Genomic DNA, 13,567 nt, shown 5'->3' with positions numbered 1-13,567 from the left:
GCGGGGCAGGGGGCTAGGCAGCTCCGGCGACGGCGGCTTGCCTGCCGGCGCGCGGGCGCGGCTTGCGCAGCTTCCGCCGCCCCCAGATCAGCAGGCCTGTCGTCAGCAGCGTCAGAAGCGCGAGCGAGGTGATCACATTGAGGGGCGACGCGATCCGGGCCGACCAGTTTCCTTCATGGATCAGGCGCGGCCAGTTGCGGGGCAGCGGCGTGACACCGCTCGAATTGACGGCGTAGGCGCGCAGCTCGCCGCCGTCGTAGAGTCGCGCCATGATGCGGCCGCCGCGCGTGCCGATCGAGATTACTTGAGTGAGATCGTGCTGGTCCGCGACCATGCGAACAGCTTCGAGAAGGGCAATCGGACGCCCAGCGCCGGCCGGAGCGGCTCCGTTCTGAAACGTCAGGCCGAACGCCATGCACAGGCCGGTCAACGGGCTGAGCAGGATCAGGGGCAGCGCGAACCAGGCTGTGCCCTTGTGCCATCCGGAGAGCGTGTTGCGCAGCCGCGGCAGTCCCATGACGATGCCGAGCACCATCAGCGTGACCATGGCGACGGTCGAGCTTGTCACCAGCCACGCTTGGCCAAGCAGCCGTTCGTGCGTGATGCGCGCCCACAGGAAAAGATCGCTGAGGCCGGAGCCGGTAGCGGCAGGTGCGCCGGTCACGAGGTCGATCGCCGGGGTGCCGGAGCCCTGCAGCGTCATCCGCTGACCAGCCGCATTGATCGAAACTCCGCGCGCCTTGCCGTCCGGATCGTACGTCTTCACCAGCGCGATGATGCGTCCGGGATCGATGGCAGGACCCTTGGTGCCACTGACTTGCACCAGCGGCTCGAAAGACAGGATCAGTCCGGTGGCGATGACCGCGAACAGGGGAAGTGCAAAGACCAGCGTGATCCAGCGATGAAGTGTCAACAACAAAGGTTTGCTCATTCTCTGTCTCCGGCGATGCCAGGCTTTGGTTGCCCAACGCAGCGCCGAAGACAAATGACGCTTTGTCCATATTGTTGCGTTGATTTGCAGCAAATGGAGTCCGCGCGATTGGCGATCTGAGATCGCCAATCGTTCGCAGGTTTTCGGGGCCTACTCGCGCGTCGCCTTGCTCGCGCCGCGGAGGCCTGCCTGCTGCTGGATCGTGTCCAGCGCGCCGGAGGACTGCTCCTCCGTCACGAAGCGGTTGAGCAAGGGGAGCGCATCCTCGCGTCCTTTGGGGACCGCGATCGCCATGTGCTCCAGCCCCCAATTGCCGTCGAGGATTTTCGCGCCCGGCATCTGGTCGGACATCTCGAACAACGTCGGCTTGTTGGTGGCGTAGAGATCGATCTCGCCCCGGCCGAACATGGCGATGGCGACCTTGACACTCTCGGCGGGAACGATGGTCGCGTTCTTGAATTTCGCCGGCAGCGTCCGCTCCGAGGTCGAGCCCTTGGTGACGCCGATCTTCACGCCCGGTCTGTCGATGTCCTCGACTTTGGCGAGCGGCGAGTTCGCGGGGACGAGATAGCCGAGCTCGATCGAGAGCACCGGCTGGCTGAAGCTGACGTCATTGGCGCGGGCCGGTGTGGCGTTGGTCACGGTGAAATCGACCTGGCCGTCGTGGATCGCGGTGACGATGTCGGCGACGCGCTGGAAGCGGACATAGTCGACGCCGACGCCGAGCCGCTTGGCGAGCTCACCGCCAAGATCGTAGGCGAGGCCGTGCGGCTTGCCGCTCGCATCCGTCACCATCGAGGTCGGACTGCCCGGATAGATGCCGACGCGCAAGGTGCCGCTCGGCGCCAGCAGCTTTGCTTCGCCGTCGGCTCGCGCGGGCGCACTGAGAAGGCCGATGATCGCAGCACCGAGCAGGGCGGTGCGCGCGAGGCGTCCAGAAACGGTTCTCATCGGAGACCTCACTGCGCCTTGATGTTGGCGGCCTTCAGCACCGGCTCCCATTTGGTCGCCTCGGCGTGCATGTAGGCGTCAAACTCCTTGGCGGAGGAGCCGACCGGGGCTGCGCCGATCTTGCCGAGCGTGGACAGCACGTTCGGATCCTGGAGCGCCGCCTTCAGATCGGTCTCGAGCTTCGCCACGATCTCCGGCGGCATCCTTGCAGGGCCCAATACACCCCACCAGACCGAGACGTCGTAGCCGGGCACGCCGGACTCGGCGACCGTCGGAACATTCGGCAGTGCCTTGGAGCGCTCGGCCGAGGTCACCGCGAGCGCGCGCACCGGGCCGCCTTCGAGCTGGCCGATCGCCTCCGCCAGCGGATTGATGCTGAGCGGGATCTCACCGGCGATCACGGCCGTGAGCGCCGGCGCGCCGCCCTTGTAGGGGATCGCGACGATCTTCGTGCCGGACATGTGCTTCAAGAGCTCGCCGGCCAGATGCGCCGACGTGCCGTTGCCGGACATGCCATAGGAGAGCTTGTCGGGCTCCTTCTTGGCGGCGGCCAGGAGATCGCCGAGCGTCTTGTAGGGGCTGTCCTTGGCCACCACGATCGCGAGCGGCGAGGAGGCGACCTCGGTGATCGCGGTGAAATCCTTGAAGGTGTCGTAGGGCACGCTCGGATAGATGAACTGGTTGAGCGGATGGCCGCTGGCGACCAGGATCAGCGTGTACCCGTCGGGCGCGGCCTGGGTCAGCGCCTGCGAGGCGACGATGCCGCCGGCGCCCGGACGGTTGTCGACCACGGGCTGCTGGCCCCAGGTCTTGGCCAGCGCCTGGGCGAGCGTGCGGGCGAGGACGTCGACCGCGCCGCCGGCGGCGTAGGGCACCAGAATGTGCACCGGCTTGCTCGGATAATTGTCGGCCGCCTGCGCGGGGCTACCCGCCAGCAGCAGGCCGGCGCCCAGCATCAAGCCGGCGATTGTCTTGTTCAAACCCAGCATTCCCAGCACTCCTAGAGGTCGTTTGCGCGCGGATGGCGGTCTCGAAGCCGTCCGGGGCGATACCCATGGTTTTTGTTGACGAGACCTGATCTTTTGTACGATAGTACAAATCACATGGTACGCAAGCCCACCAGCAAGGAAACGGCCCGCAAGCCGAACATGCGCGAGGCGATCCTCGCCGCGGCCGAGGAGCTGTTCGCCACCAACGGCTTCAATGCCGTGTCGGTGCGCGACATCGCGCAGGCCGCCGGGGCCAATCCCGGCAGCGTGACCTATCATTTCAAGACCAAGGACGGCCTGCTGCTGGAAATCTACCGGCGGCACTGCGGTCCCATGAACCTGCGCCGCTCCGAGCTGCTGGCTGCCGCAAAACGCGTGCGCGATCTGCAGGACCGGCTGGAGGCGATCGTGCGCGCCTATGTCGTGCCGGCCTTCACCTCGGGCAGCGATCTCGCCGGCGGCGGGGCGCGCTTCACGCGGCTGCGCGCGGTGATGTCGGCCGAGGGCAACGAGGTCGCGCGAAAAATCATCGCGCAGACCTTCGACGACACCAGCCACGCCTTCATCGACGCGATCCACGAGAGCCTGCCGCATATTCCGCGCACCGATATCGTCTGGCGCAGCCATTTCCTGCTCGGCGCACTCTATTATTCACTGGTGACGCCGGACCGCGTCTCGCGCCTGTCGCGCGGCGAGGCTGACGGCAGCGATGCCGCGGGCGCGATCGAGCAATTGGTGCAGGCCACCGTCGCCGCGTTCCAGGCGCCGGCGCTGGACCAGGCCGCGCCAGCGCGCCGGCGGCCGGCTGTCACCAGCAAGGCCTGAAGAAGCACTCTCGTTCGGCGGTTGAAGTGATGACGATGTTGTACACGCCGACCATTCCGCCGCCCGATCCGAACACGCGCACGCCGAAGTTCAAGCTTCCAAGACTGTCCTGCGACGCGCATTGCCATATCTTTGGGCCAGGCGCGAAATATCCTTATGCGCCTGACCGTTCCTACACGCCGCCCGATGCGCCGCTTGAGGATTTTCGTAAGCTGCATGCCAAGCTCGGCGTGGAGCGGGCCGTCATCGTCAATGCCAGCGTGCACGGCACCGACAACACAGTGGCGCTCGATGCGATCGCGCAGAGTAACGGGGCCTATCGCGCGGTCGCCAACATCGACGACAGCATCACCGAGCGGGAACTCCGCGTGCTGCACGAGGGCGGCTTCCGCGGCTGTCGCTTCAATTTCGTCCGCCATCTCGGCGGCGTTCCCGACAAGCGCGTGTTCGACCGCATCATCGCGATGGTCACACCGCTCGGCTGGCACATCGATCTGCATTTCGACGCGATCGATTTGCCTGAATATGCGGACATGCTGACCAGGCTGCCACTCAGCTACACCATCGACCATATGGGTCGCGTAAAGGCGTCCGAAGGGCTCGATCAGCTGCCGTTCAAAATCCTGATCGAGCTGATGCAGCGCGACGAGAAGTGCTGGGTCAAGATCTGCGGCTCCGAGCGCGTCTCTTCTGCCGGCCCGCCGTTCACCGATGCCGTGCCGTTCGCGCGAAAGATCGTGGAGACCGCGCCCGACCGCGTCATCTGGGGCACCGATTGGCCGCATCCCAACGTCAAGGTGATGCCGAGTGACGGCGACCTCGTCGATCTGATCCCGCTGTTCGCGCCGGAGCCGGAGTTCCAGCAGAAGATCCTGGTCGACAATCCCGCGCGCCTGTTCGAGTTCGACCGATGACGGCGATGGCGATCGACAAGCCGCGCGGCCGCGCCTGGTGGAAGGAGCTCTGGATCCAGGTGCTCATCGCCATGGCGGCCGGCATCGCGCTTGGGATCGTCAATCCCGAGGCCGGCGCCAGGATGCAGCCGCTCGGGGATGCCTTCATCAGGGCGATCCGGATGCTGATCGCGCCGATCATCTTCTGCACCGTCGTGCACGGCATTGCGCACATGGCCGACATGGCGCGGGTCGGGCGCGTTGCGGTGAAGGCGATCATCTATTTCGAGATCATGACCACGATCGCGCTGATCATCGGTCTCATCGCGGTGAACCTGCTCCGGCCCGGCGTCGGCATGAACATCGATCCCGCCAGCATCAATGCCAGCGCGATCGAGCCTTACGTCAAGCAGACCGGCGCCATCGGCTTCGTGCCGTTCCTGATGAACATCGTGCCCGCGACGTTCATCGGCGCCTTTGCGGAAGGCAACATCCTCCAGGTGCTGTTCATCTCCGTGCTGTGCGGCTTTGCGCTGGTGCAGCTCGGCGAGAGGGCCGCGCCACTGGTGCATCTGATCGACATCGCCGCCAGGATGGTGTTTGCCGTCGTCGGCTTCGTGATGTGGGCGGCACCGATCGGCGCGTTCGGCGCGATTGCCTTTACGGTCGGCAAGTTCGGCGTGGGATCGCTGGCCTCGCTCGGCAAGCTCCTGGGCGGCTTCTATCTGACCTGCGTCGTCTTCGTTGTCATTGCGCTCGGCCCCGTCGCGCGGCTCTGCGGATTCTCGCTGCTCAAGCTGATCCGCTACATCTGGGAAGAGCTCTTGATCTGCATCGCCACGACCTCGTCGGAGACGGTGCTGCCGCGGATGCTGACCAAGTTGGAGAAGGCCGGCTGCGAAAAGAGCGTGGTCGGGCTGGTGATCCCGACCGGCTACTCCTTCAATCTCGACGGTACTTGCCTCTACCTTGCCGCTGCCTCGGTGTTTCTGGCGCAGGCGACCAACACGCCGTTCGGGCTCGCCGAGCAGATCGAGCTTTTGCTGATCCTGCTGGTGACCTCCAAGGGCGCGGCGGGGATCGCAGGCGCCGCCTTCGTCGTGCTCGCGGCGACGCTGTCGGCCACCGGCACCATTCCGGTGACGAGCGTCGCGCTGGTGCTCGGCATCCATCGCCTGATGTCGCAGGGGCTGACGCCGACCAATCTGATCGGGAACACGGTCGCGACCATCGCGATCGCCAAATGGGAAGGCGCGCTCGACGGCGAGCGGTTGAGGCGCGTGCTTGACGGCGAGGAAGCTGCGGCCGCCGTCGCTTGAAATGAACCTGCTGCCGGCGTGAGGCGGGCGGCTTATGATGTTTACGAACGAAAGAGGGGAGTGCTCCCATGAAAACAGGTCTTGTCGTCACCGCCCATCCCGGCGATTTCGTCTGGCGCGCCGGCGGCGCCATCGCGCTGCATGCGAAGAAAGGCTATCGCATGAAGATCGTCTGCATGTCCTTCGGCGAGCGCGGCGAGAGCCAGTTCGCCTGGAAAGAGAAGGGCGCAACGCTGGAATCGGTCAAGGCCGGCCGCAAGGACGAGGCGGAGCGGGCGGCCAAGCTGCTCGGTGCCGAGATCGAGTTCTTCGATTGCGGCGACTATCCGCTCAAGCTGACGGAAGCGCATTTCGACCGCATGGTCGACATCTACCGCGAGCTCAACCCGAGCTTCGTGCTGACCCACGCGCTGGAAGACCCCTACAATTTCGACCATCCGAACGCGGCGCATTTCGCGCAGGAGACCCGCGTTGTGGCGCAGGCGATGGGCCACAAACCCGGCGCGCAGTATAAATATTCCGCACCTCCGGTGTTCCTGTTCGAGCCGCACCAGCCCGAGCAGTGCAACTACAAGCCGGACCTGTTGCTCAAGATCGACGAGGTCTGGAAGGAGAAGTACGAGGCGTTCCAGATCCTCGCCGCGCAAAAGCATCTCTGGGGTTATTACGAGCGCGTGGCGCTCAACCGCGGCATCCAGGGCAGCCGCAACACCGGCGTGCCCATGACCTATGGCGAGGCCTATCAGCGCCTGTTCCCGACCGTCGCGGAGGAACTGGCATGAAGCCCGTCGTCGTTCGCAACATCAAGCGAGCCGATCCCGCGGGGATGGCGGAGTACGGCGTCTCGACCGTGCACGAGGCCTATGGTCGCATCGGCCTGATGAAGCCATATCTGCGTCCGGTCTGGGCGGGTGCGTCGATTGCCGGTCCCGCCGTCACCGTGTTGGCCCAGCCGGGCGACAACTGGATGATCCATGTCGCTGTCGAGCAGTGCAAGAAGGGCGACATCCTCGTCGTCGGTTGCACCACCGACAACACCGACGGCATGTTCGGCGAGTTGCTCGCGACCTCGCTGCAGGCGCGCGGCGTGCAGGGGCTGATCATCGATGCCGGCTGCCGCGACGTCAAAGCGCTGCACGAGATGAATTTCCCGGTGTGGTCGCGCGCGGTCTCAGCCAAGGGAACGGTGAAGGCTACGCTCGGCTCGGTCAACATCCCCGTGGTGTGTGCCGGCGTCAACGTCGATCCCGGCGACATCATCGTCGCCGATGACGACGGCGTCGTCGTGGTGCCGAAGCGTTATGCCGCGGAGGTCGCCGAGAAGGCGAAGAAGCGCAACGCGGACGAGGGCGGCAAGCGCAAGCGGCTAGCCTCGGGCGAGCTGGGCCTCGACATGTACAGCATGCGCGAGGCCCTGGCGAAGGCCGGGCTCGTTTATGTCGACAATCCCGAGGACGTCTGAAGCAAGTCGCGGAGCGCACCGATGGATCGTCTGAAGCTGAAGGCCGTTGTCGGCAGTCATCCCCATGTCCAGGCGGTGAAGAGCGGCGCGCTCCGCTCCGACCTCTTCGACCTCGACTTCATCGAGTACACGCCGACCAACACGGCGTTCAAGCCGATGGTGCGCGAGCAGGCGTTCGACGTCTGCGAGATGGCGATCGTCACCTATCTGATGGCGAAAGCCCATGGCAAGCCGCTGGTGCTGCTGCCGGCGACCATGCTCGGCCGCTTCCAGCATTCCTACGCGCTCTACAATCCCGCACACGGAACGCTCGGCCCGTCCGATCTCGAAGGCAAGCGCGTCGGCATCCGCTCGTTCACGACGACGACCGGCGCCTGGATCAGGGGCATTTTGGCCAACGATTACGGCGTCAATCTCGGCAAGATCAAATGGGTGACGTTCGAGGACCCGCACGTCGCCGAATATGTCGACACCACCGAGCGCGCGCCGAAGGACAAGAAGGTGCTGCAGATGCTGCTCGATGGCGAGCTCGATGCCGTTCTCGGCGAGACCTCTGATAATCCCAAGCTGAAGCCGGTCTTCCCCGATCCGGCCGCGGAGGCCGCAAAATGGTATGCGCGGCGCGGCGTCGTCCCGGTCAATCATCTCGTGGTCGTGACCGAGAGCCTCGCGAAATCGCGTCCCGATGTCGTTGCCGGCGTCTATGATCTGCTCAAGCGGAACAAGGAGCAGGTGGGGCCGGCGGCAACACCCGATCTCCTGCCGTTCGGGATCGAAGCCAACAGAAAGCCGCTCGAGCTGATCGTCGACTACGCCTTCCAGCAGGCGCTGATCCCGCGCCGCTATGCGGTCGAGGAGCTGTTCGACCCCACGACACGAGGATTGAACTGATGGCTGATCCGAAGCGATGGCAGATAGGGCTGGTCGGCTATGGCGAGGTCGGCCGGATCCTGGCCGAGGATCTGCGCCGGCAGGACATCAAGGTCGCAGCCTATGACATCAAGCTCGGTGGCGAGCAGGGCGCACCGCTGCAGGAGCATGCCGCAAGGCACGGCGTGACGCTTGCGGCCTCCCACGCCGAGCTGACGGCGAAATCCGACTTCATCATCTCCGCGGTGACTGCGAGCCAGGCCGTGCCGGTCGCGAAGGCCTGCGCAGCCGCGCTCAACCAGGGCACCTGGTTCCTCGACTTCAACTCGGCCTCACCCGGTGCCAAGCAGCGCGCCGCGGCGCTGATCGACGGCGCGGCCGGGCGCTATGTCGAGGGCGCGGTGATGACGTCGGTGCCGCCGTATCGGATCAAGGTGCCGCTGTTGCTCGGAGGCGCCGGCGCAAGGGAGCTGGAGCCACTCCTGAATGCGATTGGTTTTGCGGCCAAGGTCGCCAGCGACAAGCTGGGCGTCTCCTCGGCGGTGAAGATGTGCCGCAGCATCATGATCAAGGGCCTCGAGGCCATGGTCATCGAGAGTTTTACGACCGCGCGCGCCTATGGTGTCGAAGACGCCGTGCTGGCGTCACTCGCCGAGACATTCCCCGCCATCGATTGGGAGAAGCAGGGCGCCTATTGCTTCCAGCGCGTGATCGAGCACGGCCGCCGGCGCGCGGAGGAAGTGCGCGAGGTCGCAGAGACCGTGCGCGAGGCGGGGCTGACGCCTTGGTCCGCGCAGGGCACGGCCGAGCGTCAGGCCTGGGTCGCCGATCTCGCCGACGAGGGCCTGTTCGGGACAAAGGGAACGCAGGCGTTCGCTCGCAGCGCCGACTGGCGCACCGAGGCTGATCGCATCCTGGCGAAGATCAAGCGGTAGACCCCGCGCGGCTGCTCAGCTCAGAGGCTAGCCGCCGTCGCGATGGCTGGAGACTTCGTCGCGGGCTTGCTCGATCAAATCGGTCAGGCTCGCGGCCTCGCGGACGACGTCCCTGGTGCGCTCGGTCCCGAACTCGGTCAGGATCATGCGAATGCACTTGTCGGCGGTGTCGAGTGTCCACAAAGCGCGGGCCATCTCGTCCTGCGTGTGGATCGCCGAGAGATCGAGGCTGGAGAGCACTTCGCCGATGCCGTTCAATCGCTTCACGGCCGCTTCGGCGGGCGTGCTGGCCCGGATCGAACGGTAATCAATGCTGCTGAATGCGCTGAACATATCCATAACTTCCCCAAAAGAACGCAGATGATCAGTGCGCATGTCCAAGTACGGTCAGCGCGGGCGTTCTCACAATGCGTTGGGTTACGGTCCGGGATTCTACCGGACTCGGATTTTGGGGGAAATCGGCGGAAAAACCGCCTCGAAGGCCCTGCGATCAGCGGCGTTTCCCGACAATCGTACCGTTAGAAGCGACAAGCATACCTGCCTTGTAAACGGCGCGGCCCTGCGGCACCGCAACCACGGCTTCGGGAACGTGCGCCGCCTGCAGCGTGACGAAATCGGCCTTGGCGCCGACGCGCAGGCCGTAACCTTCGAGTCGCAGCGCCCTGGCGCCGGCCTCCGTGACGACGTCGAACGCGGCACGCAGTTCCTCGTCGATGTTGAAGCCGGAGCGATAGCCGAGCATGGTCGCCCGCCGCAGCATGTCGCCGTCGCCGTACGGCCACCAGGAATCGCGGATGTTGTCGTTGCCGCTGAACACGGTGACGCCGGCCTTGCGCAGCGCGAGGATCGGCGGGAAGGGCCGGGCGCCCGGTGCGTTGGTCATGATCGCCACGCCGGACCGGGCCAGGTTGTCGGCGATCTTCTTGAGGTAGTCCGCCGGAATATCGCCGAGCCCGTAGGCGTGGCTGATGGCGACATGGCCTTCCATGCCGAGCGCACGGGTGCGTGCCGCGATCTGCTCGATCTCGAAGGCGCCGAGCGTGCCCATGTCGTGCAGATGGATGTCGACGTCGACGCCGTGCTTGCTGGCGACGCCGAACACGACGTCGAGATGCTTTTCGACGTCGCGGTCGAAGCTCGCCGGATCGAGCCCGCCGACGAGATTGGCGCCGAGCCCGATGGCCTCGTCCAGCAATTGTGGCGTGCCCGGGCTCGCCAGGATGCCGCTCTGGGGGAAGGCGACGAGCTGGATGTCGATCAAGCCCTTGTATTCGTCCCGCACGCGCAGGATCGTCTCGAGCGATTTCAGACCGACCGAGCCGTCCACCATGACGTGGCTGCGCATCTGCGTGGTGCCGTGCCCGATGCAGAGATCGAGCTGGTTGCGCGCGCGCACGTCCATCGGCGCCGCCTCGGCCATGTTCTGGGCCTGGAAGGCGACGCGCTCATGCACGTTGAAGCCGTCGGTGCACGGCTTGTGCGGCCGCCAGACGTCGCCATAGAAGCTGGTGTCGAGATGAATATGGCCTTCGACGAAGCCGGGAACGACGAGGGCGTTGTCGAGGTCGATGGTCTCGGCCCCAGCCGGCGGCTGGTCGATCGGAGCGATCGCGGCGATGCGGCCGTCCTTGACCGCGATATGATGGCGGGCGCCGCCGTCGAAACGCGCGTTGAGGAAGGTGGTGTCGAAGGCCATTTTGGTTCCTCCGTGATGGATCGGGATGAGTGTCGCGCGACCTGCGCGCAAGGCGCAAGATGCCGGGACGTCAAGGGCGTTCAGCGTTCGGGGCGGAGCAGCGTGGGCCGCTTCCGTTCAAACGTCTGCCGGCCTCCCTTGAATCCCATCATCACGTCGGGCAGCTCGGCGATGGCAAAGCGGCTGTCCTGGGTGTCGAGCACGATCAGGTCGGCGGGATTGCCGACCGTGATGCCGTAGTCACCGAGGTTCATCAACCGCGCCGGCAACTCGGTCACCAGATCGAGGCAGGTGTCGAAATCGCTGACCGCGGCATGCGCGACATTGGCGTAGAAGTTCGCCATCCGCAGCAGCGAGGCATCGCCGAACGGCGTGAAGGGATTGAGCACGTTGTTGGTCGCGACCGAGCACAGCACGCCGTCGCCCGCGAGCTTGTGGGCGAGCGTCAGCCCCCGCGGCGCATTGTGGGTGGCCTCGCGTCCCATCAGGTAAAGGTCGGTCGCGGGCAGCACGGTGACGGCAACGCCTGATCTCGCCAGCTGCGCCGTCGCGGCTTTCAGCCGCTCCGGCGGCAGGGCCGACAGCTTTGTGGCATGGCCGATCGCGACGCGGCCCCCGTAGTTGCGCCGCTCGGTCTGGCGGCAGACCTCGTCGAGATGCCACCAGGACGGATCGAGGTCGAAGTCGAGATGCAGGTCGACGTCGATGTCGAACTCCTGCGCGAGATCGAAGATGCGTTCCAGATGCGCATTCGGGTCGGTGTCCATATAGGGACAGCCGCCGATGGCCTCGCCGCCGTCGTGCAGCGCCTGGATCAGTAGCTGCTCGGCGCCGGGGTCGTTGGTCAGGCCCTCCTGCGGGAAGACGCAGAGCTCGAGGTCGATCGCCCAGGCATGATCGTGCTTGAGCGCCTTCACCGCCTCGAAGCCGCGCAGGCCGATGCGCGGGTCGATCTCGACGTGGGTGCGCATCCGCGTCGTGCCGTGCACGATGGCGCGTTCGAGCACGCGGGCGCCGCGCGCGTAGACGTCCTCGACGGTAAAATCCTTCTTCATCCCGGCCACGGCCCGAATGGCTTCCGAGACGCTGCCATGATTGTGCCCGCAGCGGCCGAGCAGGCAGGCCTTGTCGAGATGGATGTGGGTGTCGACGAAGCCGGGCAGGGCGAGGTGCCCGCCGAGGTCGATCTCGACGCCCTCGCAGGCGAGCCTGGGAGCAATCGCGGCGATACGGCCGCCCGTCACGCCGATATCGACGGGTGCGGCGGATGACCGCAACAGCGCGTTGCGGAAGATCAGGTCAAAGGCGGCTTGGGTGGTCATGGCGTCAGATTCAGGTGTGCTAGCTTAGCGGAAGCCGGGGGAACAGGCAGCTCCAGATTGTGTGCAATTCTATAGCCAAACTGTTCAAAAAATGTGCATGCACTTTGAGGCCTGAATTGTAGAATGCCGGCACTCCGGAGAACCCGCCATGTCCGCCCCTGCAAAAGCCGAACGCCCGATGACCGATGCCGAGATCGTGGAGGCCTATCTCACGGCGTCGATGATACCCGATCCCGACGCCGCAGCAGCCTACATGAAGCCGGGCACGGTGATCACTTTCACCGGCGGGCGCGAATTCGATCATCCGCGCGGGCCGACCGGCTTCAATGCGAAGCGCTATCGCTGGGTGAAGAAGAAGATGGACCGGTTCGACGTCTGCCCCGGCGCGGACGAGACCGTCGTCTACAGCGTCGGCACGCTCTATGGCGAGTGGATGGACGGCACGCCGTTCGAGGGCAACCGCTATGTCGACCGCTTCGTCGTGAAGGGCGGGCAGATCGTGAAGATGGATGTCTGGAACGACAGCGCCGAGCGCATTCTCGTCCAGCGCGGGATCGAAGCCTAGCCTCTCCGCGCGACCTTCGGCAGCTTGACGACGCGGTCGCTGGTCACTTCGTCCGCATAGGGCGCGAGGATATCAAGCAGATCGCGGCCGCGTTGCGGGGTGGGAGCCACCAGCGCGCGATTGGCCACGGAATCCAGGTGATGGTGCATCAAGTCCATCACCTTGGCCTCGTCGCCCTTGGCAAGCGCCGAGATGATCGCGCGGTGCTCGTTGATGGCGCATTCGGTGGAATGCGGCCGGCTGTAGAGCGACAACGTCAGGCAGCAGCGATAGGCGACCTCGCTGACATAGCGCACCAGGATCGGGCTGTTCGTCATCTGCGCCAGCAGGATGTGGAATTCGGTGGCGAGCCGGATCGAGACCGCATCCGTGCCGCCGCGCGACCGATCCTCGGCGTCGACATGGGCATTCAGCTCGGCGATCTGGGCCTTGGTCAGCTTGCCCGCGAGCTGCCTTACCACGAGCCGTTCCAGCTCGATGCGGATGTCGAAGGCATCGCGCGCCTCCTGCCAGCTCGGCGTCGCCACCACCGCGATCCGGTTGCGGCGGAGCTCGACGAGGCCCTCGGCGGCAAGCTGCCCCAAGGCGTGACGCGCAATGGTCCGGCTGACGCCGAAACGCTCGCCGAGCGAGTCCTCGGGCAGCTTTGCGCCGGGCTCGAGCGCCTGCTCGATGATGGCGCGCCTGAGCGCGCGGCAGATCACGCTGACCTTGTCGGACGATTCGGAAGTCTTGCTGGTTGCGCGCGCCGCCATCGGCGAATCCTGTAGGGGGTGACGGCTCTCCTTAGCACAGGCGCGCGCCAGTTC

Annotated in this window: 15 protein-coding genes; 8 read left to right on the top strand and 7 right to left on the bottom strand. The window is 65.5% G+C overall.

Going from position 1 to position 13,567, the window contains the following annotated elements; translation table 11 throughout:
* Window positions 1–13 precede the first annotated feature (13 nt).
* The 3 genes from JQ617_RS20375 to JQ617_RS20365 all read right to left on the bottom strand — a co-directional run bounded on the left by JQ617_RS20375 (window position 14) and on the right by JQ617_RS20365 (window position 2,871).
* Entirely contained in the window at window positions 14–931 is a 918-nt protein-coding gene (locus tag JQ617_RS20375; protein ID WP_212027899.1) for a PepSY domain-containing protein, read from the bottom strand.
* Between the two features lie 150 nt (window positions 932–1,081).
* Window positions 1,082–1,882, bottom strand: a complete 801-nt coding sequence (locus JQ617_RS20370) for an ABC transporter substrate-binding protein (RefSeq protein WP_212027847.1) — start codon at window positions 1,880–1,882, stop codon at window positions 1,082–1,084.
* Between the two features lie 8 nt (window positions 1,883–1,890).
* Entirely contained in the window at window positions 1,891–2,871 is a 981-nt protein-coding gene (locus tag JQ617_RS20365; RefSeq protein ID WP_212027846.1) for a tripartite tricarboxylate transporter substrate binding protein, read from the bottom strand.
* A gap of 114 nt (window positions 2,872–2,985) precedes the next feature.
* On the opposite strand from JQ617_RS20365, the gene JQ617_RS20360 reads away from it, so the two are divergent.
* The 7 genes from JQ617_RS20360 (at window position 2,986) to JQ617_RS20330 (ending at window position 9,175) form a co-directional block, all read left to right on the top strand.
* The gene (locus JQ617_RS20360) at window positions 2,986–3,696 is read left to right on the top strand and encodes a TetR/AcrR family transcriptional regulator (RefSeq protein ID WP_063684553.1); all 711 of its coding nucleotides are present in this window, start codon (window positions 2,986–2,988) and stop codon (window positions 3,694–3,696) included.
* Between the two features lie 29 nt (window positions 3,697–3,725).
* A complete protein-coding gene (locus JQ617_RS20355; protein WP_212027845.1) occupies window positions 3,726–4,610 on the top strand; it encodes an amidohydrolase family protein in 885 nt (294 codons plus the stop codon).
* Window positions 4,607–5,908, top strand: a complete 1,302-nt coding sequence (dctA, locus tag JQ617_RS20350) for a C4-dicarboxylate transporter DctA (protein WP_212027844.1) — start codon at window positions 4,607–4,609, stop codon at window positions 5,906–5,908. The genes JQ617_RS20355 and dctA overlap by 4 nt, the downstream gene beginning before the upstream one ends.
* A gap of 68 nt (window positions 5,909–5,976) precedes the next feature.
* Window positions 5,977–6,690 (top strand): PIG-L deacetylase family protein, encoded by a 714-nt coding sequence (locus JQ617_RS20345; protein WP_011086622.1) that lies wholly within the window; start codon window positions 5,977–5,979, stop codon window positions 6,688–6,690.
* Complete coding sequence (locus tag JQ617_RS20340) at window positions 6,687–7,370, top strand: 4-carboxy-4-hydroxy-2-oxoadipate aldolase/oxaloacetate decarboxylase (RefSeq protein WP_063684549.1); 684 nt, start codon at window positions 6,687–6,689, stop codon at window positions 7,368–7,370. The genes JQ617_RS20345 and JQ617_RS20340 overlap by 4 nt, the downstream gene beginning before the upstream one ends.
* A 21-nt stretch (window positions 7,371–7,391) precedes the next feature.
* Window positions 7,392–8,261: a substrate-binding domain-containing protein gene (locus tag JQ617_RS20335; protein WP_212027843.1), complete on the top strand. Its 870-nt coding sequence runs from the start codon at window positions 7,392–7,394 to the stop codon at window positions 8,259–8,261.
* Window positions 8,261–9,175: a DUF1932 domain-containing protein gene (locus JQ617_RS20330; RefSeq protein WP_502754886.1), complete on the top strand. Its 915-nt coding sequence runs from the start codon at window positions 8,261–8,263 to the stop codon at window positions 9,173–9,175. The genes JQ617_RS20335 and JQ617_RS20330 overlap by 1 nt, the downstream gene beginning before the upstream one ends.
* 27 nt (window positions 9,176–9,202) lie before the next feature.
* Here JQ617_RS20330 and JQ617_RS20325 read toward each other — a convergent pair whose 3' ends face one another.
* From JQ617_RS20325 to JQ617_RS20315, 3 genes are all read right to left on the bottom strand, one after another.
* Complete coding sequence (locus JQ617_RS20325) at window positions 9,203–9,508, bottom strand: hypothetical protein (RefSeq protein ID WP_063684922.1); 306 nt, start codon at window positions 9,506–9,508, stop codon at window positions 9,203–9,205.
* 157 nt (window positions 9,509–9,665) lie between these two features.
* Window positions 9,666–10,871 carry an amidohydrolase family protein gene (locus tag JQ617_RS20320; protein WP_212027842.1) on the bottom strand — a complete coding sequence of 402 codons (1,206 nt, stop codon included), beginning with the start codon at window positions 10,869–10,871 and terminating at the stop codon, window positions 9,666–9,668.
* Between the two features lie 80 nt (window positions 10,872–10,951).
* On the bottom strand, window positions 10,952–12,193 hold the full coding sequence (locus tag JQ617_RS20315) for an amidohydrolase family protein (protein WP_212027841.1): 1,242 nt from the start codon (window positions 12,191–12,193) through the stop codon (window positions 10,952–10,954).
* A 148-nt stretch (window positions 12,194–12,341) separates the two neighbouring features.
* On the opposite strand from JQ617_RS20315, the gene JQ617_RS20310 reads away from it, so the two are divergent.
* Complete coding sequence (locus tag JQ617_RS20310) at window positions 12,342–12,758, top strand: nuclear transport factor 2-like protein (RefSeq protein WP_063684544.1); 417 nt, start codon at window positions 12,342–12,344, stop codon at window positions 12,756–12,758.
* Here the strand turns inward: JQ617_RS20310 and JQ617_RS20305 are convergent.
* On the bottom strand, window positions 12,755–13,513 hold the full coding sequence (locus JQ617_RS20305; protein ID WP_212027840.1) for a GntR family transcriptional regulator: 759 nt from the start codon (window positions 13,511–13,513) through the stop codon (window positions 12,755–12,757). The genes JQ617_RS20310 and JQ617_RS20305 overlap by 4 nt on opposite strands.
* Between the last annotated feature and the right edge of the window lie 54 nt (window positions 13,514–13,567).

The organism is Bradyrhizobium sp. KB893862 SZCCT0404 (assembly GCF_018130885.1).
Classification (GTDB): domain Bacteria; phylum Pseudomonadota; class Alphaproteobacteria; order Rhizobiales; family Xanthobacteraceae; genus Bradyrhizobium; species Bradyrhizobium stylosanthis.
This window is presented reverse-complemented; position numbering and strand designations above follow the sequence as displayed.